The following is a 20,136-nucleotide window of genomic DNA, read 5'->3' as shown; positions in this document are numbered from 1 at the left end:
GGGCGGGACCGGTCAGGACCCCGCCTTCGGGTTGGGGCCCCGGTAGTCGTTGGTGACGATCACGATGATGCCGGGGTGGGCCTTGACGATGCCCTCGAAGCGCGGCTCCGCCCTGGCCCCGATCAGCTCGGCCAGCTGCTTGGCCTGCGCCTCCTCGTCGGTGCCCGGCCGGAAGTAGACCGTGGTGGTGGGGATCTGGCCCTGGGAGTAGTTGTCGGTCTCGGTGACCTGCCAGCCCAGGGAGCGCACCTCGGTGGACGCCCTGGCCGCCAGGTTGGGCACGGTGCTGTTGTTGTAGACCCGCACCGGCTGCCGGTTCTCCGGGGTGACCGGCGGGGGCGGGGTGTCCGTCGCGGGCGCGGTCGTCGTGGTCGCGGGCGCGCCCGTGGTCGTGTCCGTGGTCGTGTCCGTGCTCGTGGGCGCGTCCGTGGTCGTCTCGGCGGGTGCCGAGGGGGGCGCGTCGGAGGTCGGCGAGCCCGCCGTCGAGGCCGGTGGCTGCCCCGGCTGCGCGCCGGAGGTGTCCTCGCCGCCGGTGAACAGCGACACCACGCCGAGCACCAGGGACGCCGCGGCGACCGCGAGCAGGGCGTAGCCCGCGGCTCGCGTCGGACGCGTGGAGCCGGTCGGTTCGGGGTTGCTCATCGGTCGGCCACGTCCGAGTCGGCCACGTCCGAGTCGGCCGGGTCCAGCCCGGTCGCACCCAGCCCGGTCGCACCCAGCCCGGTCACACCCGGCCCGGTCACGCCCAGCCGCCTGGCCGCGCGGGCGCGCTGCCTGCCGGACCTGATCCGGCGCAGCCGCTTGACCAGCATCGGGTCGACCGCCAGCGCCGCCTCCTTGTCCACCACCGCGTTGAGCAGCTGGTAGTACCGGGTCGCCGACATGTCGAACAGCTCGCGGATGGCCTGCTCCTTGGCGCCCGCGTACTTCCACCACTGGCGTTCGAAGGCCAGGATCTGGCGCTCGCGGTCGTCCAAACCGTCGTCCGGCCCCTCCGCCGGCGCCAGTGCCTCTGCGGCGTCCATCGGGCTCCTCAGCCGTGTCGGTGCGTGCCGCCCCATTACATCACGTGATCTTCGACCGGGTCGGCTCATCGGTCGGCGCGTCCCCGGCCCGCCTGGTTAGGCTGCCGGTCATGGCAGTTCACCCGATCCGGATCGCGGGAGACCCGGTCCTGCACCACCCGACGCGCCCGGTCGAGGTCTTCGACGACGCGCTGCGGACGCTCATCGAGGACATGTTCGAGACCATGGCGGCGGCGCGCGGCGTCGGCCTCGCGGCCAACCAGATCGGGATCGACCAGCGCCTGTTCGTCTACGACTGCCCGGACGACGAGGGCGTGCGGCACCGCGGCGTGGTGGTCAACCCGGTGCTGGAGACCTCCGAGATCCCGCTGGGCATGCCCGACCCGGACGACGACTACGAGGGCTGCCTGTCCGCGCCCGGCGAGTCCTACCCGACCGGCCGGGCGAGCTGGGCGAAGGTCACCGGCGTGGACGGCGACGGCAAGCCCGTCGAGGTCGAGGGCACCGGGTTCTTCGCCCGCTGCCTGCAGCACGAGACCGACCACCTCGACGGCCACCTGTACCTGGACCGGCTGGTCGGGCGGCACAAGCGGGCCGCGAAGAAGATGCTCAAGGCCAACGGGTGGGGCGTGCCCGGCCTGTCCTGGGACCCGGCGACCTCGCCGGACCCGTTCGCCGACGAGGACGACGAGGGCTGACAAAACCGCTGGACACCCCGGTGACGATGGTCGCGTGTGGAGCAGCGCGGCCGCGCTCGTCGCGGCGTCCTTCCTGATCGCACTGTCGCCCGGCCCCGGAACGGCGCTGGTCCTGCGCCAGTCGGTCCGGGGGCGCGGCAGCGCGCTGGCCACGGTCGCGGGCATGGAGGTCGGCGTGGCCTGCTGGGCGGTGGCCGCCGCGCTGGGGCTGTCGGTGCTGCTGACCGCGTCCGAGATCGCCTACCACGCGCTGCGGATCACCGGCGCGGTGTTCCTGGTCTACCTGGGCGTGAAGGCGTGGCGGTCGGCGAGCGAGCCGGTGACCGCGCCGCCGCCCGCGAGCCACGCCTTCCGGGCGGGCCTGGTGGTGAACCTGGCCAACCCGAAGCTGGGCGTGTTCGCCGTCTCGTTCCTGCCGCAGTTCCTGCCCGCGGGCGGCGGCAGGAGCGTGCTGCTGCTGTTCGCGCTGGTCTGGGTGCTGGTGGACACGGCGTGGTACCTGGTCGTGGTGGTCGTGCTAGACCGGGTCCGAGGCCGGCTCTCCCGCGCGCGGGTCCGCCGCACCCTGGAGCGGGTCTCCGGCGCGGTCCTGGTCGCCCTGGGGCTTCGGCTGGTGCTCTCCGCTCGGTGACGGACGCAGCCACGGCAGCTCGGGGAACCCGATCAGCTCGCCGTGGTCGGCGCAGCGCGCCAGCTCCTCGTAGGCGCCCGCGAGGACCTGGGCGCGCAGCCGCCGCACCTGCCCCACCGTGGGCAGGTGGCCGACCAGCAGGAACGGCATCAGCAGCCGCCACGCCCCGACCACCGGGTCGCGGTGGCGGTGCGGGGCGCGCAGGGTGGCCCGCGCCACGCGCAGCGCGTGCTCGCCCGCGGTCATCGACTTCGGGAACCCGGCGTGGTCCCAGGACCAGCGCAGCGCGTCGGACATCGCGCACCGGACGCAGTCCACCGGCCCGGTGCCCGGCTCGGCGCCGCACTGGGAGCAGCCGACCAGCGTCATCGCCCAGTCCACGCAGGTCCACGGGTACTTGCCGACCTCGTCGGCGAGCACCAGCTCGGCCAGCTCGCGCTCCCCCGCGCCGCCCTCGGCCAGCTGCTCGGCGGCCAGCAGCACCTGCCAGTCGGCCAGCCAGTACTGGTCCACCAGCTCGGCGCAGAACCGGCAGGCGGGGTAGCCGCGACCGGCCAGGTCCCCGCACGAGGGGCACGGCGACGCGACGGCGGGGCGTTCCACGCGCCTGCCTCCGGGCGGGAACGGCTGGTGATCAGCCACGCGGAGAACTTAGACCGAAACCGGCGGCCTTGGCATCCGCACCCGGCCGTGGTTATGGTCGGGCGGACAACTCAACACGCGGGAGCTCGCGCCGTAGCGGGCTGAGAGGGCGGCTGGGTCGAGGGACCCGGCGCCGCCGACCGCCGGAACCTGACCGGGTAATGCCGGCGTAGGGAGGAAACGTCGTGACGGCACTTGACGACCGCTCGGTTCGGCCCGCTGTCACCACCGGCCCGATTTCGGGCTCCCGCAAGGTCCACCGCGAGGTGGGCGACGGGGTGCGGGTGCCCTTCCGCAGGGTGGAGCTGACCAACGGCGAGCACGTCGACCTGTACGACACTTCCGGTCCGTACACCGATTCCAACGCCACCATCGACGTCCACAGCGGACTGCCCGCGCTGCGCGCGGGGTGGATCGGGGACCGCGAGCCGATCGGCGGGGCGGTGACCCAGCTGGCCTACGCCAAGGCCGGGGTCATCACCCCCGAGATGCGGTTCATCGCGGCCCGCGAGTCGATGACCCCCGAGTTCGTCCGCGACGAGGTGGCCGCCGGGCGCGCGGTCATCCCGCTCAACCGCAACCACCCCGAGGCCGAGCCGATGATCATCGGCAAGAAGTTCCTGGTGAAGATCAACGCCAACATCGGCAACTCGGCGGTGTCCTCCTCCATCGAGGAGGAGGTGGAGAAGATGGTGTGGGCGACCCGCTGGGGCGCCGACACGATCATGGACCTGTCCACCGGCAAGCGCATCCACGAGACCCGCGAGTGGATCCTGCGCAACTCGCCGGTGCCGGTCGGCACCGTGCCCATCTACCAGGCGCTGGAGAAGGTCGACGGCGACCCGGCGAAGCTGTCGTGGGAGGTCTACCGCGACACCGTGGTCGAGCAGGCCGAGCAGGGCGTGGACTACATGACCGTGCACGCGGGCGTGCTGCTGCGGTACGTGCCGCTGACCGCCAAGCGGGTCACCGGCATCGTCTCGCGCGGCGGGTCGATCATGGCCGCGTGGTGCCTGGCGCACCACAAGGAGAGCTTCCTCTACACGCACTTCGAGGAGCTGTGCGACATCCTGCGCGCCTACGACGTGACGTTCTCGCTGGGCGACGGCCTGCGGCCGGGCTCGATCGCGGACGCCAACGACGAGGCGCAGTTCGCCGAGCTGCGCACGCTGGGCGAGCTGACCCACATCGCCCGCGCCCGCGACGTGCAGGTGATGATCGAGGGGCCCGGCCACGTGCCGATGCACAAGATCGCGGAGAACGTGCGGCTGGAGGAGGAGTGGTGCGGTGAGGCGCCGTTCTACACCCTCGGGCCGCTGGCCACCGACATCGCGCCCGCCTACGACCACATCACCTCGGCCATCGGGGCGGCCCAGATCGGCTGGCTGGGCACCGCGATGCTGTGCTACGTCACGCCCAAGGAGCACCTGGGCCTGCCCAACCGGGACGACGTGAAGACCGGCGTGATCACCTACAAGATCGCGGCGCACTCGGCGGACCTGGCCAAGGGCCACCCCGGCGCGCAGGACTGGGACGACGCGCTGTCCAAGGCGCGGTTCGAGTTCCGCTGGGAGGACCAGTTCAACCTGTCGCTGGACCCGGACACCGCGCGCTCGTTCCACGACGAGACGCTGCCCGCGGCGCCGGCGAAGACCGCGCACTTCTGCTCGATGTGCGGTCCCAAGTTCTGCTCGATGAAGATCACCCAGGACGTGCGGCGGTACGCGGAGGAGCGCGGGCTGTCCACGGTCGAGGCGATCGAGGCGGGCATGTCCGAGAAGTCCCACCAGTTCAGCGACCAGGGCGGCAAGGTCTACCTGCCGGTAGTGGAGTGATGGAGCGAACACCCCCCAGGGTCCTCACCATCGCCGGATCGGATTCCGGCGGTGGTGCGGGCCTGCAAGCGGACCTGCGCGCGCTGTTCGCGTGCGGCGTCCACGGCATGACCGCGGTCACCGCGGTGACCGTGCAGAACTCGCTGGGCGTCACCGGCTACACCGAGATCCCGCCGGAGGTGGTGGCCGCCCAGATCGAGGCGGTGGCGGGCGACATCGGCGTGAACGCGGCCAAGACCGGGATGCTGGCGTCGGCGGGCATCATCGAGGCGGTCGCCGAAGCGTGCGACCGGGTCCACATCGGACGGACGATCCCGTTCGTGGTCGACCCGGTGGCCGCGTCCATGCACGGCCACCAGCTGCTGGCCGACGACGCGCTCAAGGCGCTGCGCGACGAGCTGTTCCCGCGCGCGACGCTGGTGACGCCGAACCTGGACGAGGTGCGGCTGCTCACCGGCCTGGAGGTGCGCTCGCGCGCGGACCAGCGCGAGGCCGCGCGGGCGCTGCACGCGCTGGGGCCGCGGTGGGTGCTGGTCAAGGGCGGCCACCTGTGGGACGACCCGGAGTGCCTGGACGTGCTCTACGACGGCGCGGAGTTCGTCGAGCTGCTCGGCCCCCGCTTCGACGTGCCGCACACCCACGGCAGCGGCGACACCCTGGCCTCGGCGATCTGCTCCCGGCTGGCCAGGGGCGAGAGCGTGCCCGACGCGGTGCGGTTCGGCAAGGAGTTCATCGTCCGCTCGGTGCGGGCCGCCTACCCGCTGGGCGCGGGCGTCGGCCCCGTGTCCCCGTTGTGGCGCTTGGCGGACGGGTCGCACTAGCGTGGCGCGATGGCGCGCGAGGCGATCACGTTCACGGGCACTCAGGAGACGATGCTGGCGACCCTGTACGCCAGGGCGCTGGACAGCGCGCGGCCCGACTCCGTCCTGCACGACACCGCGGCGGCCGAGGCGGTGGCCCGGATCGACTACGACTTCGCCAGGACCGGCATCCGGGGCACCTCGGCGATCGGCGTGGCGATCCGGGCCAGGGTGCTCGACGACTGGACCGCCGAGTTCCTGGCCGCCACGCCCGAGGCGACCGTGCTGCACCTGGCCTGCGGCCTGGACACGCGGGCGCGCAGGATGGCGCCGCCGCCGTCGGTGCGCTGGGTGGACGTGGACCTGCCCGAAGTGGTCGAGCTGCGGCGCAAGCTGCTGCCCGACCCGCCGGGCGACTACCGGCTGCTGGCCACCTCGGTGACCGCCGAGGGCTGGCTGGAGGCCGTCCCCGCCGACCGGCCGGTGGTGGCCGTGTTCGAGGGCCTGACGATGTACCTGCGGGCCGAGGAGGTGGAGCGGCTGGTGCGGCGGATCACCGGCCACTTCCCCGGCGGGCAGCTGCTGTTCGACGCCTACGGCACGCTCGGGATCAAGCTGCAGAAGCTGGTCCCGGCGGTGCGCAACGCGGGCGCGACGCTGCACTGGGGCATGGACGACCCCCGGTCGATCGAGCCGTGGGGCGTCGAGCTGGTGCAGTCGCTGCGCAGCGTCGAACTGCCGCACCTGGACAAGCTGCCGCGCGGCGGGCGGATCGCGATGAAGGTGCTGGCGCTGCTGCCCGGCCTGCGCGACTCGGGCAGGCTGGTGCGGTACCGGTTCTGACCGCCGAGGTTCTGACCGCTAGTGCGCCTCGCCCACCAGTTCCTCCAGCGCGCCCAGCGCGTTGACCAGCGCCGACTGGTGCTCCGGGGAGAGCTGCTCGATGCGGCGCTGCAGCTCGCGCACGCGGGCCGAGCGGACCCCGGAGACCATCGTCTCGCCCTCGGGGGTCGGCGTGGCCAGCCAGGCGCGGCCGTCCTGCGGGTCCGGCTCCCGGCGCACGTACCCGGCCTCCACCAGCGCGGCGACGATCCGCGAGAGCGTCGGCGGGGCGACCCCCTCCTTGGTGGCGAGGTCGCCCAGCCGCATCGGGCCGCACCGGGCGAGGGTGGCCAGCGCGGACACCGCGCCGGGACCGAGCCCTGGGGACCCGGTCCGGCGCAGCAGGCGCGCGAGCCTGCCGATCGCCAGGTACAGGCGCGCGGTGGCGTCCTCGACCTGGTCGGTCAACGGTGCCGTCACGGCACGTTCCTCCTCGGTCGGTGGACAGGACGGAGCACGGGTGCTCAAGCATCCATCATGCCGCCCGCGCCGACCACCGCCCGATGGGCCATCACCGATCCAGCGCCGGGCTGGACGCCTGCGCCCAGAACCGCTGCGGGATGCGGCCCGCCAGCCGGGCCAGCCTGCCCGCCTCGACCGCGCCGCGCATCGCCGAGGCCATCCGCTCCGGGTCCTGCGCGCGGGTCACCGCGGTGGCCAGCAGCACCGCCGAGCAGCCCAGCTCCATGGCCAGCGCGGCGTCGGAGGCGGTGCCCACCCCCGCGTCCAGGATCACCGGCACCGACGCGCGGGCCACGATCAGCTCGATGTTGTGCGGGTTGCGGATGCCCAGCCCGGTGCCGATCGGCGAGCCCAGCGGCATCACCGTGGCGCAGCCCAGGTCCTCCAGCCTGCGCGCCAGCACCGGGTCGTCGCTGGTGTAGGGCAGCACCACGAACCCGTCGTCGACCAGCCGCTCGGCCGCGTCCAGCAGCTCCACCGGGTCGGGCAGCAGGGTGCGCTCGTCGGCGTGCACCTCCAGCTTCACCCAGTTGGTGCCCAGCGCCTCGCGGGCCAGCCGGGCGGTCAGCACCGCCTCGGCCGCGGTGCGGCAGCCCGCGGTGTTGGGCAGCGCCTCGATGCCGAGGCGGCGCAGCAGCTCCAGCACGCCGGTGCCGCCGCCCGCGTCCGCGCGCCGCATGGCGACGGTGGTCAGCTCGGTGCCCGACGCCACCAGCGCGCGCTCCAGCACGGCCAGGTTCGCCGCGCCGCCGGTGCCCATGACCAGCCGGGAGCGGAACTCGCGCCCGGCGATGACCAGCGGGTCGTCCACGTCAGCCCCCCTGCACGGCGGTGAGCACCTCGACCGCGCCGCCCTCGGGCACGGCGGTGGAGTCCCAGGCCGCGCGCGGCACCACCTCGCCGTCCAGCGCGACGGCGACCCCGCTGGGCGGCGTGCCCAGCAGCGCCACCACGGTGGCCACGGTGGCCCCCTCGGCCAGCTCCCGCACCCGTCCGTTGACCTTGGCCTTCATCAGCTGTCCTCCCTCTCGCGCAGCAGGGCGAGCGCCCGCCGCGCGGTGACCGGCGCGAGCAGCAGGCCGTTGCGGTGGTGGCCGGTGGCGGCCAGCACGCCCGGTTCCAGCCAGTCCACGACGGGCGCGTTGTCCGGGCTGCCCGCGCGGAACCCGGCGGCCGACTCGACCAGCGCGTACTCGGTGATCGCGGGCCACACCGCTTCGGCGTCCCGCAGCAGGTCCAGCACGCCCCGCACCTTGACCCCGGTGTCGAAGCCCGCCTCGTACTGGGTGGCGCCGAGCACCAGCCCGCCCGGCCTCGGCACCAGGTAGACCGGCCTGCCCTCGACGTGCGCGCGGACGGTGTGCCGGGGCGGCGGCAGCGCGCCTGGTCGGGCGGCCAGGCGCAGGATCTCGCCCTTCACCGGGCGGATCACCCCGCGCAGCTTCGGGTGCAGCCCGCCGCTCCACGCCCCTGCCGCGATCACCGTGACACCGCCGTTCCGACCGGACGCGGTCTCGGGCTCGGCCCCTGGCTCGGCTTCGGCGAACCGCACGCCGTGGTCCCGGCACGCCGCGCGCAGCGCGTCCAGCAGCGCCCGGTTGTCCACGGAGAGGTCGCCGGGCACGTGCAGTCCACTTCGGACCGACGGGCCCAGCCCCGGCTCCAGGCCGCGCAGCTCGCGCCCGGTCACCCGGCGCGCGGAGCGGCCGCGCGTGCCCAGGTAGGCGCACAGCTGGTCGAGCACCTGCGCGTCCGCGCGGTCGACGGCCACCGCCAGCGTGCCCACCTCGCTCAGCTCCAGGCCGAGGTCGGCGGCGAAGGAGGGCCACCGCTCCAGCGACTCCACGCCCAGGTCGAGCACGTGCTCGTCACCGGGCCACGCCTCGGTGATCGGGGCGAGCATCCCGCCCGCGACCCACGAGCCGCCGTGCGGCGAGCCGCGGTCGACGACGGTGACCGGGAAGCCGTCCCGCGCGGCGAACCACGCCACGGACAGGCCGATGACGCCGCCCCCGAGGACGGTGACCTGCACTGCCAAGGCACTCACGCTCCCTGCGCCGGCATGACCCGGATCAGGTTCGACGGTCGGAGCGAACCACGCTCCCTCTCAGCCCGGTGTCCTCCGGGCTCCCGTGCGGACCGCCTCCACCGTAGCGCACGGCCGCGGCGGGCGGTTACCTTCCAGCCCGTGCCAGGACTCGACGCAACCACGACCAGGCGGCGGCTCGCGGACGCGACGCTGTACCTCTGCACCCCGAACCGCCCCGACCTCGCCGAGTTCGCCGACGCCGCGCTCGCGGGCGGGGTGGACGTCGTGCAGCTGCGGGACAAGGGCCTGGAGGCCAAGCAGGAGATCGCCGCGCTGGAGGTGCTGGCCGAGGCGTGCGCCCGGCACGGCGCGCTGCTGGCGGTCAACGACCGCGCGGACGTGGCGCTGGCGGTGGACGCCGACGTGCTGCACCTGGGCCAGGACGACCTGCCGGTGCCGCTGGCCCGCCGGATCGTGGGCGAGGACGTGGTGATCGGCCGGTCCACGCACGACGTGGCGCAGGCGCGGGCGGCGGCGGCCGAGCCGGGCGTGGACTACTTCTGCACCGGCCCGTGCTGGCCGACGCCGACCAAGCCGGGCCGTCCCGCGCCGGGGCTGGACCTGGTGCGGGCCACCGCGGCGGCGGGCGTGGACCGCCCCTGGTTCGCCATCGGCGGCATCGACCGGGAGCGGCTGCCGGAGGTGCTGGCCGCCGGGGCGCGCCGGATCGTGGTGGTGCGGGCGATCACCGAGGCCGAGGACCCGAGGGCCGCGGCATCGTGGTTGAAGTTTCAACTAGAGGGCGTACTCTCGACCCCGTGATGCCTGTGCTGTACCTGGGCCACGGGGCTCCCCCGCTGGCCGACGACGAGCGGTGGACCGGCGAGCTGCGGTCGTGGGCGGCCGAGCTGCCGCGACCGGAGTCGATCCTGGTCGTCTCCGCGCACTGGGAGGAGTCCCCGCTGACCCTGGGGGCCACCCGCCCGACGCCGCTCACCTACGACTTCTGGGGCTTCCCCCGGCGCTACTACGAGGTCACCTACGACGCGCCCGGCGCGCCCGAGCTGGCCGAGGAGGTGACCAAGCTCGTCGGCGGCGCCGAACCCGTGGCCCAGGACCCGGAACGCGGCCTGGACCACGGCGCGTACGTGCCGCTGAAGGAGATGTTCCCCGAAGCCGACGTCCCGGTGCTCCAGGTGTCCATGCCCAGCCTCGACCCGCGCGGGCTGTTCGACCTGGGCCGCAGGCTCGCGCCGCTGCGCGAGCGGGGCGTGCTGGTGGTCGGCAGCGGGTTCCTCACGCACAACCTCAGCTGCGTGGACTTCCCGGCGGGCCCGGACTACCAGCCGCCGTCGTGGTCGGCCGAGTTCGACGACTGGGCCGCCCGCGCGCTGGCAGGCGGCGACGTGGACGCGCTGCTGGACTTCCAGCGCAAGGCCCCCGCCGCGGGCATCGCGCACCCCCGCACCGAGCACTTCGCGCCGCTGTTCGTGGCGATGGGCGCGGCGGGCGCGGGCGCGGACCCGTCGTCGCCCCGCACCGCCGTCGAGGGCTTCTGGTACGGCCTGTCCAAGCGCTCGGTCCAGTTCGGCTGACCGGGGTCGGCACCCCCTGGCGAGGGGGTGCGCCAGGGGGTGCCGGTCGCCCGCGGCGCGGTCCGCAGGGAGGTCGACCGCGCGCGGGCCGGGGTCAGCCTCGGGTCAGGCTCAGCCCGTAGGCGCTGAGGATCTCGCCGACCGGCTGGAAGTAGGTCGTGCCACCGGAGGAGCAGTTGCCCGAGCCGCCGGAGGTCACGCCCTGGGCCTGGCTGTAGTTGCTGCCCGCCACCCACGACCCGCCCGAGTCGCCCGGCTCAGCGCAGGCGTTGGTGCGGGTCAGGCCGGACACCGAGCCCTGCGCGTAGTTCACCGTCTGGTTCTTGGCCTGGACGGTGCCGCAGCGCCAGCCGGTGGTGGAGCCGGAGCGGCAGATCGCCGCGCCGACCGCCGCCGAGCTGGAGCCGGTGACGGTGACGTTGGAGCCGTTGTAGCGGTTCACCCACGGCCGCGAGGTCCAGTTGCTGTTCGTGCGGACCCAGCCGTAGTCGTTGCCGGGGAACGACGAGCCCGCGAAGGAGCCCTGCGCCACCCGGTTGTGGCCGCTGGTGCTCGCGCCGCTGCGGCCGCAGTGGCCCGCGGTCACGAAGCCGCCGCTGACCGCGAAGCCGACCGAGCACCGGCTGCTGCCGATGTAGTAGGCGTCGCCGCCGCGGGTGTCGTACAGGGTGGTGGGCGTCTGGTCGACCTCGACCACGCGCACCGCCGGGCTGACCGCCCTGGCCCTGGTCAGGAACGCCTCGGTGGCCGCGTCCCGCTGGTCGCGGTGGACCTCGACCACCACCGAGTTGGTCAGGTCGTCGACCCGCCAGCCGGTGACCGACCGGGGCGCGCCCATGGCGTCGATCGCGTCCTTGGCGCCGGTCAGCTGCTGGTGCGAGAAGGCGACGTGCTTGGCCTCGGCGCCCGCGGCGCGCACCGCGCCCGCCTTGGCCGGGTCGACCACGGCGACCACGAGCCCGCCGGTGGCGGGGCTGATCCAGGAGCCCGCGTACGCCGCGCCCGCGGCGTCGCGCGCCTCGTCCTCGACCTCCGCCGCCGCGGCGTCGCGGGCGAGACGGGTGGTCATCTGTTCGGCGGTCAGGCCGAGGTCGCGTTGCGCCGCTCGGACCAACTCGGCGGGGTAGCTCTCCGTGTTCGGAGAGCTTGTCCCGTTGGGGCCGACCGGAGCGGCGATCGCCGGTACGCTGAGAGGTGTAGCCGCGCCGGTGGCGAGCAGAGCTGCCACGGCGAGGCGGGCCGCACTCGTGCGGTTCATCAGGCGTCTCCCTCATCTTCGGGTGCAGGGAACCCGAGAGCCTGGTTGCAGGGACCGCTCTCGGGGGCTCTAGGGGGACGGGTGGTGGGGCGGCGGCAGGGGTCGCCCCACCCCTTCTCTTCTCTCCGTCTTCTCCAGCACGGGCCGGACGAGTCGCGCGGGGTGCCGTCGCATCGCGCTCCTTCCCGATCGCTACCGATCAGTACTCGCCCGTTCGAGCTACGTTATGACTCTGTGACCTGTTACGCCTCGGATCACCTGAGGGCGAAGTGTGTCACAAGTCACGCCAGTTTGACTGCGCTGTGTAGCGTTTGACAGTTAACTCTCACTCGGGGTAATGATTAGCTCACCGAATGGTGTTAATTGCCAGAAGTGACCAGTTCTCGTCCGACTACTCCCCGTTCGCGTGACACCCCCTATGCCGAACGAGTGGCCATGGCGCGTCTCAGTAGTCGCCAGAGTGGTTCCGGAACGAACCCGGCGCGGACATCGGGAGGGTTCAGGATCTCCACCATGGACCTCGTCACCCTCACCGACATCCAGGCCGCGGCGGCCCTGATCGCCCCCGCGGTCGTCCGCACCCCCCTGCTGCCGCAGGACGACGGGCTGTGGCTCAAGCCGGAAAGCCTCCAGCGGGTCGGCGCGTTCAAGATCCGCGGCGCCTACCACGCGCTGGCGCGGCTGCCCGAGCAGGTGCGGGCGCGCGGCGTCATCGCCTACTCCAGCGGCAACCACGCCCAGGCCGTGGCCAGTGCCGCCGCCCTGTTCGGGATCAAGGCCACCATCGTCATCCCGGACAACGCCCCCGCGGTCAAGATCGAGGCCACCCGCGCGCACGGCGCCGAGGTGGTGCTGGTGCCGATGCCCGAGCGCGAGTCGCGGGCCCGCGAGCTGGCCGAGGCCACCGGCGCCACCCTGGTCCCGCCGTTCGACCACCCCGACGTGATCGCGGGCCAGGGCACCATCGGCCTGGAGGTGCTGGCCGACCTGCCCGACGTGGCCACCGTGCTGGTGCCCGTCAGCGGCGGCGGGCTGATCTCCGGCGTCGCCGCCGCGGTGAAGGCGCTGCGGCCCTCCGCCGCGGTGGTCGGCGTGGAGCCGGAGCTGGCCGCCGACGCGGCCGAGTCGTTCCGCGCCGGGGCGCGGGTGCCGTGGTCCCCGGCCGACCGCGCCCGCACGGTGGCCGACGGGCTGCGGGCCGAGCTGTCCGAGCTGACCTTCGCCCACCTGCGGGCGTTCGTCGACGACGTGGTGACCGTGTCCGAGGGGGAGATCCTGGACGCCGTCCGGGTGCTCGCCCGCCGGGCGCGGCTGGTGGTCGAGCCCACCGGCGCGGTGGCCGTCGCGGCGCACCTGAAGTCGCCGCGTCCTGGGAAGACCGTCGCCGTGGTGACCGGCGGCAACGTCGACCCGGAGGTCTTCGCCCGCATCCTGTCCTCGTGATCACGGCCACCCGATCACGGCCACCCGATCACGGGCACCCGATCACGGGCACCCGATCACTGCCACCTGATCGGGTCCGCCTGATCGTGTCATTGCCGCTCGAACAGCCGTTCGAATAGCGTGGTCGGCATGGAAACCCCGCCGCCGCTGCTGTCCGACGAGCAGCTGCGCTCAGCCGCCGTCGAGGCCGAGGCCGCCGCCCGCGCGGCCCACCGGCGACGGCTGGGCCTGCTCGCCGAGGCCCAGCGCCGCGGCCTGGACCTGGCCGCCTACCGCCTGCTGCTGCGCGCCGACCGGGCCGAGTTCACCCGCTGGCTGACCCAGGTCCGGCTGTTCCTGCCCGCGCTGAGCCCGTCGGGCCAACCGCTGCCACCGGCCCACCCGGTCACCGCCGCCGCCCTGCCCGAGCTGTCCGAGGCCCACCTGGCCCAGCTCGCCCGAGCCCTGCCCCGGCTCCCCGAGGGCGCGGAGGACATCCTGGTCACCGCCGCCCGCTCCACCGAGCCCCGCGCGCTGCGCCTGCTGGCCGACCGCATCCACGCCGAGCAGGACGCCGCCGAGCCCGGACCCGAGCCCGAGGCGGAAGCCCCCGACGTGCTGCACCTGCGCGACCTGCCCGGCGGGCGGCTGGAGCTGTGGGGCGAGCTGACCGCCGAGACCGGCGCCCGCCTCACCGCCGCGCTGGACCCGCTGGCCCGCCCCGGCGCCGAGGACACCCGCTCCCGCGCCGAGCGCCAGGGCCAGGCCCTGGCCGACCTGATCGACCTGCGCGGCGAGGCCCTGCCCACCCGGGCGGGGCAACGCCCCCACCTCAGCGTCACCCTGGACTACCAGACCCTGCGCACCGGCACCGGCACCGCGCGGCTGGACGGCGGCGGCCACCTGACCGCCGCCCAGGCCCGCCGCCTTGCCTGCGACGCCGTGGTCATCCCCGCGGTGCTGGGCGGTCGCTCCGAGGTGCTGGACCTGGGCCGGGCCCGGCGCACCGTGAGCCTGGCCCAGCGCCGGGCGCTGCACGCGCGCGACCGCGGCTGCGCCTTCCCCGGCTGCGGCCGCCCGGCCCGCTGGTGCGACGCCCACCACGTGCGGCACTGGGCCGACGGCGGTCCCACCGATCTGGACAACCTCGTCCTGCTCTGCCGCCGCCACCACAGCGAGGTCCACCACCACCGGTGGCGGATCCGGCTCACCGGCGGGGCGGCGGTGTTCATCCCGCCCCGCCACATCGACCCCGCCCAGCTCCCCCGGCAGAACCTGCTGCACCGACGAGCCCTGGAGCTGGCGGGGTGAGCGGTCAGTCCGAGGGGCGGTTCAGCGTCGCCACGAACTTGTAGCGGTCGCCCCGGTACACCGAGCGCACCCACTCCACCGGGTTGCCCTGGGTGTCGAAGGAGTGCCGGGACAGCAGCAGCATCGGCAGCCCGATGTCGGCGCCGAGCAGCTCGGCCTCCTCGGGCGAGGCCAGCGCCGTCTCGATGGTCTCCTCGGCGTGCCCCATCTCGACCCCGAAGCGCTCGCGCAGCACCTGGTACAGCGAGCCGCCGGGGGTCAGGTACCGGCGCAGGCCCCGGAACCGGCCCAGCGCCAGGTGCGTGGTCTCGATCGCCATCGGCTCGCCGTCGGCCAGCCGCAGGCGGTGCAGCCGCAGCACCTTCGCGCCCGCCCGCACGCCCAGCAGCCGGGCCAGCTCGGCCTCCGCGGGCTGCTCGGAGGCGTCGATCAGCCGGGACGAGGGCTGGCGGCCCTGCGCCCGCATGTCCTCTGTGTACGAGGACAGCTGAAGCCGTTGCGCCACCTTGGGTTCCGCGGCGAAGGTGCCCTTGCCCTGCACCCGCAGCAGCCGCCCCTCGACGGTCAGCTCCGCCAGCGCCTGCCGGACCGTCGTGCGCGAGACGTCGAACTCCGCGGCGAGCGAGCGCTCGGTCGGGATCGGCGAGCCCGGCGGCAGCGCCCGCAGCAGGTCGAGCAGGTGGCGCTTGAGTCCCCAGTACTTCGGTTCGCGCTGCGCGCGGGACCTGGTGTCCAGTCCCGTCGCAGTGCTCGTCTCCAGCATGCCTTCCTCCTCGACCTCACCAGCGCTCCCACGACAAGGATGCCCTGTCCACGGCGGATCGCGCCCCCGAACCCCCGGAGCGGAATTGATCCGATGACTTTGCAACGTCTCTGCAACGGCCTTGACAGGCAGTGTGGCGAGGCACACGCTGATCATATTGGTCTACACCACTTGGTGCCCGGTCGCGGCGACCGGGTCAGGGAAAGGGCGCGAACGTGAAGGGCTGGAAAGGGATGGCCGCCGGTGCCGCCGCACTGGCGGTGGCCGTGGCCGGATGTGGCACGAGCTCCAGCGGGTCCGACAGCGGCTCCGGCGACGGCAAGACGCTCACCGTCTGGCTGATGGACGGCTCCGCGCCGGCCGCGCTGACCGACGCCCTGCACAAGGAGTTCCAGGACGCCCACCCCGGCGTCACGGTCAAGTACGAGGTGCAGAAGTGGGGCGGCATCCAGGAGAAGCTGACCACCGCGCTGACCAGCAACACCCCGCCCGACGTGATCGAGCTGGGCAACACCCAGACCGCGAAGTTCGCCGCCGAGGAGACGCTGGAGGACCTCAGCGGTGACGTCTCCGCGCTCGGCGGCGACCAGTGGCTCGCCGGCCTGAAGGACTCGCTGACCTGGGACGGCAAGTCCTACGGGATGCCGTTCTACGCCTCCAACCGCACCGTCATCTACCGCACGGACCTCTTCGAGGCCGCGGGCATCACCGCCGCGCCCACCACGCGCGACGAGTGGGTCGCGGCCATCGAGAAGCTCAAGGCCGCCAACGCCGCCGACCCCGACTTCCAGGCCCTCTACCTGCCCGGCCAGTCCTGGTACGCGCTGCTGTCGTTCATCTGGGACGAGGGCGGCGACGTGGCCAAGCAGGACGGCTCCGCCTGGACCGGCGCGCTGGACACCCCGCAGGCCAAGGCGGGCCTGGACTTCTACAAGAAGCTCGTGGACGTCTCCGGCACCAAGGCCCCCAAGGACACCGACGAGGCCACCCCGCAGCAGATGGAGGTCTTCGGCACGGGCAAGGTCGGCATGATGATCGGCCTGCCGTGGGAGCTGGCGGGCGCGGTCAAGGCCAACCCCGACCTGGCGAGCAAGACCGCGGCGTTCCCGATCCCGTCCAAGACCGCGGGCAAGACCGCGCCGGTCTTCCTCGGCGGCTCGAACCTGGCCATCCCGGCGGGCAGCCAGAACACCGACCTGGCCAAGGACTACCTGAAGCTGCTGTCGTCCAAGAAGTACCAGGACATGCTGGCCGAGGGCGGCTCGGTGCCGGGCACCTCCACCGACACCGCCAAGCTGGCCACCAACCCGGTGGGCAAGGCGCTGGCCGAGTCCGCCCCCAACGGCAAGGTCACCCCGACCACGCCCACCTGGGCCGCGGTGGAGGCGGGCCAGAACCCGCTCAAGGACATGCTGACCGCGTACCTGACCGGCGCCAAGTCGCTGGACCAGGCCACCGGCGACGCCAACGCCGCGCTGACCAAGACGCTGGCCGGATGACGCAGCCATGACGGCCGTGGACACGACCGACGCCGCGGTGCCGACGAGGGGTTCCTCGCAGGCACCGCGGCGTGCCGCGCCCGGCGGCGCCCGTCGCCGCCGGGGCAGCGCCCTGGACCGGGCGCTGCCCTACCTGCTGCTCGCCCCCGCGGTCATCGCCATCCTGTGGATGATCGGCTTCCCGGTGCTGTCCGTGCTGGCGACCAGCTTCCGCAAGCTGAACCTGCGCGAGCTGACCCGCGGCCAGGTCGTGTGGACCGGCCTGGACAACTACACCCAGGTGCTGTCCGACCCGGAGTTCTGGGCCATCACCGCCCGCACCGTGGTGTTCACCGCGCTGGTGGTGGGCAGCTCGGTGCTGGCGGGCCTGCTGCTGGCGCTGCTGATGCGCCAGATCAGCCCGGTGGTCCGGATCGTGCTGCAGGTGTCGATGCTGCTGGCGTGGGCCATGCCGCTGCTCGCGGCGACCACGGTCTACCAGTGGATCTTCGACCAGCAGTACGGCATCCTCAACAAGACCCTGGTGCGCCTTGGCTTCGACGGGTTCGCGGGCTTCTCCTGGTTCTCCACCGGCGCCTCCACGCTGGCGGTGATCGGGCTGCTGATCGTCTGGCAGGCCGTGCCGTTCCTGGCCTTCTCGCTGTACGCGGGCGCCATCGGCATCCCGCGCGACCAGTACGAGGCGGCGGGCATGGACGGCGCCTCGCCGTGGCAGACCTTCCGCGCGGTGACCTGGCCGGAGCTGCGCCCGCTGCTGATGATGGTGACGTTCCTGTCCCTGCTGTGGGACTTCAAGGTGTTCGCGCAGATCTGGGCGATCCGCAAGGGCGGCCCGGACGGCGGGAGCACCACGCTGGCGGTCTACCAGTACCTGGAGGGCATCTCGCAGAGCCACTTCGGCGTGGCCGCCGCGGTGAGCGTGCTGATGGTGCTGCTGCTGGCCCTGCTGACCTTCCAGTACCTGCGCAGGCTGGTCCGATCCCAGGAAGGGGCGCTGTGAACCCCGCGAAGAGCAAGAAGGTGGCCGCGAACGCCGTCGCGCTGGTCGTGGCGCTGTTCTTCGCGTTCCCGACCTACTGGATGGTCGCCACCGCGCTCAAGCCGCGCAAGGACATGCTGACCAGCGAGTACGACCTGCTGCCGCTGTCGGTCACCGGGACCAACTTCGCCACCGCGTGGACCAAGCCGGGCTTCCTGCAGTCGCTGGGCAACAGCCTGGTGGTGACGCTGCTGGCGGTGCTGGCCGCGGTCGTGGTCGGCCTGCTGGCGGCGGTGCCGCTGGCGCGGATGAGGTTCCGCGGCCGCAAGGGCTTCGTGATGCTGATGCTGGTGGCCCAGATGGCCCCGTTCGAGGCGCTGCTGATCCCGGTGTTCCTGATGATGCGGGACCTGGACCTGCTGGACAAGCTGCCCTCGCTGGTGCTGATCTACTTCGCGGTGACCCTGCCGTTCTGCGCCTGGACGCTGCGCGGGTTCGTCAACGGCATCCCGCTGGAGCTGGAGGAGGCCGCGCAGGTCGACGGGTGCAGCCGGTGGGAGGCGTTCCGCCGGGTCACCCTGCCGCTGCTGGGCCCCGGCATGGTGGCCACGTCGGTGTTCGCGTTCGTCACCGCGTGGAACGAGTTCCTGTACGCGCTGTCGCTGATCAACGACCAGTCCAGGCAGACGCTGCCGGTGTGGTTGAGCGGCTTCCAGTCGCAGTTCGGCACCGACTGGGGCGGCGCGATGGCCGCCTCGGCGCTGTTCACGCTGCCGGTGCTGGTGTTCTTCCTGATCGTCCAGCGCAAGATGGTCATCGGCGTCACCGCCGGTGCGGTGAAGGGGTAGGACCGCATGTCGTTGCACCGGCTCGCGTCGGCCGTGCTGCTGCCCGGCTTCCACGGCACCACCGCCCCCGACTGGCTGATCGCGCGGGTGGCCGACGGCCTGGGCGGGGTCGTGCTGTTCGGCCGCAACGTCGTCGACGACGCCCAGGTGACCGCGCTGACCGCGCAGCTGCGCGCGGCCCGCCCGGACGTGGTCGTCGGCATCGACGAGGAGGGCGGCGACGTCACCCGCCTGGACGCCGCGCGGGGGTCGGAGGTGCCCGGCAACCACGCGCTGGGGGCCGCCGACGACCTCGACCTGACCCGCGCGGTGGCCGCGTCGATCGGGGCGCGGCTGGCGGCGTGCGGGGTGACCCTGAACCTGGCGCCGTCGGCCGACCTGGTGCTCACCCCGGAGGACCCGGTGATCGGCGTGCGCGCGTTCGGCTCGGACCCGCACGCGGCGGCCGGGCACGTGGCCGCGTTCGTGGAGGGGACGCAGGCGGTGGGCGTGGCCGCGTGCGCGAAGCACTTCCCCGGCCACGGCGCCTCCTCGGTGGACTCGCACGCGGCGCTGCCGGTGCTGCCCAGGACCGAGGAGCAGCTGCGCGAGGTGGAGTTCGTGCCGTTCCGCGCGGCGGTGCGGGCGGGCGTCCGGTCGGTGATGACCGGGCACCTGGTGGTGCCCGCGTGGGGCGACCAGCCCGCGACGCTGAACCCGCGGGCGCTGCGGGTGCTGCGGGAGGAGCTGGGGTTCACCGGCGCGGTCATCACCGACGGCCTGGACATGAAGGCGGTCGGCGGCGACCTGGCCGAGGGGTCGGTGCGGGCGCTGGCGGCGGGCGTGGACGCGCTGTGCCTGGGCGGTGAGCCGCTGGACGACGACGGGCTGCGGTGGCTGGTGGACAGCATCGTGGCGGCGGTGGAGTCCGGGGCGCTGTCCCGCGAGCGGCTGGCGGAGGCCGCCCGGCGCACCGCCGCGCTCGGCAGGCCCCCGGCGGCGGTCGACGGGCACGACCCGGAGCTGGGCATGGCCGCCGCGCGCCGGGCCGTCGAGGTGGCCGGGACGCTGGCGCCCAGCGGTCCGCCGCTGGTGCTCGACCTGGCGGTGGAGCCGTCGATCGCGGTCGGCGACGTGCCGTGGGGGTTGGGGCCGCACCTGGTGGAACTGCTGCCCGGCACCGAGGTGCTGCCCGCCGATGGCGTCACCGCCGCGGCGGTGTCGCGGGCGGCCGCCGGACGTACCGTGGTGGTGGTCACCAGGGAGGCGCACCGCTTCCCGGCGGTTCGCGACCTGGTGTCCGAACTGGCTACAATTGGTCTAGACCTAGTGCACGTGGAGACCGGCGTGCCGGGCCCCGACCTGGGCGCCGGTGCCCGCGTGGACACCCACGGCGGTTCACGGGTGTGCCTGCGCGCCGCGGCCGAGCGCATCGCCGCCGCCACCACCTGACGCCACCACCTGACAGGGGTTCCGAC

21 protein-coding genes, 1 pseudogene and 1 riboswitch are annotated in these 20,136 nt (G+C 73.6%); of the genes and pseudogenes, 13 read left to right on the top strand and 9 right to left on the bottom strand.

The window, feature by feature from the left end:
• Positions 1-12: 12 nt before the first annotated feature.
• Together JOF41_RS33170 and JOF41_RS33165 are read right to left on the bottom strand one after the other, a co-directional pair.
• Positions 13-642, bottom strand: a complete 630-nt coding sequence (locus tag JOF41_RS33170; RefSeq protein WP_189221150.1) for a LytR C-terminal domain-containing protein — start codon at positions 640-642, stop codon at positions 13-15.
• 98 nt (positions 643-740) lie between these two features.
• Positions 741-1,025: pseudogene (locus JOF41_RS33165) on the bottom strand (DUF3263 domain-containing protein); the annotation flags it as partial.
• Positions 1,026-1,135: 110 nt separating this feature from the next.
• On the opposite strand from JOF41_RS33165, the gene JOF41_RS33160 reads away from it, so the two are divergent.
• Both JOF41_RS33160 and JOF41_RS33155 read left to right on the top strand, forming a co-directional pair.
• On the top strand, positions 1,136-1,723 hold the full coding sequence (locus JOF41_RS33160; RefSeq protein ID WP_189221152.1) for a peptide deformylase: 588 nt from the start codon (positions 1,136-1,138) through the stop codon (positions 1,721-1,723).
• Positions 1,724-1,757: 34 nt separating this feature from the next.
• Positions 1,758-2,354, top strand: a complete 597-nt coding sequence (locus JOF41_RS33155) for a LysE family translocator (protein WP_209623703.1) — start codon at positions 1,758-1,760, stop codon at positions 2,352-2,354.
• Here the strand turns inward: JOF41_RS33155 and JOF41_RS33150 are convergent.
• Positions 2,241-2,996: a hypothetical protein gene (locus JOF41_RS33150; protein ID WP_189221154.1), complete on the bottom strand. Its 756-nt coding sequence runs from the start codon at positions 2,994-2,996 to the stop codon at positions 2,241-2,243. The two genes, JOF41_RS33155 and JOF41_RS33150, sit on opposite strands and share 114 nt — an antisense overlap.
• A gap of 185 nt (positions 2,997-3,181) precedes the next feature.
• Between JOF41_RS33150 and thiC the strand changes: the two genes are divergently transcribed.
• The 3 genes from thiC to JOF41_RS33135 are packed head-to-tail and all read left to right on the top strand — an operon-like array spanning position 3,182 to position 6,474.
• On the top strand, positions 3,182-4,831 hold the full coding sequence (gene thiC, locus JOF41_RS33145) for a phosphomethylpyrimidine synthase ThiC (protein WP_189221155.1): 1,650 nt from the start codon (positions 3,182-3,184) through the stop codon (positions 4,829-4,831).
• Positions 4,831-5,652 carry a bifunctional hydroxymethylpyrimidine kinase/phosphomethylpyrimidine kinase gene (gene thiD / locus JOF41_RS33140; protein ID WP_189221156.1) on the top strand — a complete coding sequence of 274 codons (822 nt, stop codon included), beginning with the start codon at positions 4,831-4,833 and terminating at the stop codon, positions 5,650-5,652. Before thiC ends, thiD begins: the two co-directional genes overlap by 1 nt.
• Positions 5,653-5,661: 9 nt before the next feature.
• Positions 5,662-6,474, top strand: coding sequence for a class I SAM-dependent methyltransferase (locus JOF41_RS33135; protein ID WP_189221157.1), 813 nt, complete (start codon positions 5,662-5,664; stop codon positions 6,472-6,474).
• Positions 6,475-6,492: 18 nt separating this feature from the next.
• Here JOF41_RS33135 and JOF41_RS33130 read toward each other — a convergent pair whose 3' ends face one another.
• From JOF41_RS33130 to thiO, 4 genes are all read right to left on the bottom strand, one after another.
• On the bottom strand, positions 6,493-6,933 hold the full coding sequence (locus JOF41_RS33130) for a MarR family winged helix-turn-helix transcriptional regulator (RefSeq protein ID WP_229794875.1): 441 nt from the start codon (positions 6,931-6,933) through the stop codon (positions 6,493-6,495).
• Positions 6,934-7,024: 91 nt separating this feature from the next.
• Positions 7,025-7,786 (bottom strand): thiazole synthase, encoded by a 762-nt coding sequence (locus tag JOF41_RS33125; protein ID WP_189221158.1) that lies wholly within the window; start codon positions 7,784-7,786, stop codon positions 7,025-7,027.
• 1 nt (position 7,787) lies between these two features.
• Positions 7,788-7,988 (bottom strand): sulfur carrier protein ThiS, encoded by a 201-nt coding sequence (gene thiS, locus JOF41_RS33120; RefSeq protein WP_189221159.1) that lies wholly within the window; start codon positions 7,986-7,988, stop codon positions 7,788-7,790.
• Entirely contained in the window at positions 7,988-9,022 is a 1,035-nt protein-coding gene (gene thiO / locus JOF41_RS33115; RefSeq protein WP_307867619.1) for a glycine oxidase ThiO, read from the bottom strand. Before thiO ends, thiS begins: the two co-directional genes overlap by 1 nt.
• Positions 9,008-9,119, bottom strand: a riboswitch (TPP riboswitch). It overlaps the preceding gene by 15 nt.
• Positions 9,120-9,163: 44 nt before the next feature.
• Between thiO and thiE the strand changes: the two genes are divergently transcribed.
• Complete coding sequence (gene thiE, locus JOF41_RS33110; RefSeq protein ID WP_209623702.1) at positions 9,164-9,826, top strand: thiamine phosphate synthase; 663 nt, start codon at positions 9,164-9,166, stop codon at positions 9,824-9,826.
• On the top strand, positions 9,826-10,599 hold the full coding sequence (locus JOF41_RS33105) for a dioxygenase family protein (protein WP_189221716.1): 774 nt from the start codon (positions 9,826-9,828) through the stop codon (positions 10,597-10,599). The genes thiE and JOF41_RS33105 overlap by 1 nt, the downstream gene beginning before the upstream one ends.
• 94 nt (positions 10,600-10,693) lie before the next feature.
• Here the strand turns inward: JOF41_RS33105 and JOF41_RS33100 are convergent, their stop codons facing one another.
• On the bottom strand, positions 10,694-11,857 hold the full coding sequence (locus tag JOF41_RS33100; protein ID WP_189221161.1) for a S1 family peptidase: 1,164 nt from the start codon (positions 11,855-11,857) through the stop codon (positions 10,694-10,696).
• Positions 11,858-12,370: 513 nt separating this feature from the next.
• Between JOF41_RS33100 and JOF41_RS33095 the strand changes: the two genes are divergently transcribed.
• The gene (locus tag JOF41_RS33095) at positions 12,371-13,300 is read left to right on the top strand and encodes a threonine ammonia-lyase (protein WP_189221162.1); all 930 of its coding nucleotides are present in this window, start codon (positions 12,371-12,373) and stop codon (positions 13,298-13,300) included.
• A gap of 129 nt (positions 13,301-13,429) precedes the next feature.
• Positions 13,430-14,590, top strand: coding sequence for an HNH endonuclease signature motif containing protein (locus tag JOF41_RS33090; RefSeq protein WP_209623701.1), 1,161 nt, complete (start codon positions 13,430-13,432; stop codon positions 14,588-14,590).
• A 4-nt stretch (positions 14,591-14,594) separates the two neighbouring features.
• Here JOF41_RS33090 and JOF41_RS33085 read toward each other — a convergent pair whose 3' ends face one another.
• A complete protein-coding gene (locus JOF41_RS33085; protein ID WP_189221164.1) occupies positions 14,595-15,353 on the bottom strand; it encodes a GntR family transcriptional regulator in 759 nt (252 codons plus the stop codon).
• Between the two features lie 215 nt (positions 15,354-15,568).
• Here JOF41_RS33085 and JOF41_RS33080 point away from each other — a divergent pair, with 215 nt between their 5' ends.
• From JOF41_RS33080 to JOF41_RS33065, 4 genes are read left to right on the top strand one after another with little or no spacing between them, the layout of a single operon-like run.
• Positions 15,569-16,852: a sugar ABC transporter substrate-binding protein gene (locus JOF41_RS33080; RefSeq protein ID WP_189221165.1), complete on the top strand. Its 1,284-nt coding sequence runs from the start codon at positions 15,569-15,571 to the stop codon at positions 16,850-16,852.
• A 7-nt stretch (positions 16,853-16,859) separates the two neighbouring features.
• A complete protein-coding gene (locus JOF41_RS33075) occupies positions 16,860-17,852 on the top strand; it encodes a carbohydrate ABC transporter permease (protein WP_209623700.1) in 993 nt (330 codons plus the stop codon).
• The gene (locus JOF41_RS33070; protein ID WP_189221717.1) at positions 17,849-18,679 is read left to right on the top strand and encodes a carbohydrate ABC transporter permease; all 831 of its coding nucleotides are present in this window, start codon (positions 17,849-17,851) and stop codon (positions 18,677-18,679) included. Before JOF41_RS33075 ends, JOF41_RS33070 begins: the two co-directional genes overlap by 4 nt.
• A gap of 6 nt (positions 18,680-18,685) precedes the next feature.
• Positions 18,686-20,110, top strand: coding sequence for a glycoside hydrolase family 3 protein (locus tag JOF41_RS33065; protein ID WP_209623699.1), 1,425 nt, complete (start codon positions 18,686-18,688; stop codon positions 20,108-20,110).
• The last annotated feature ends 26 nt before the right edge of the window (positions 20,111-20,136 follow it).

Source organism: Saccharothrix coeruleofusca (assembly GCF_017876325.1).
Classification (GTDB): Bacteria; Actinomycetota; Actinomycetes; order Mycobacteriales; family Pseudonocardiaceae; genus Actinosynnema; species Actinosynnema coeruleofuscum.
This window is presented reverse-complemented; position numbering and strand designations above follow the sequence as displayed.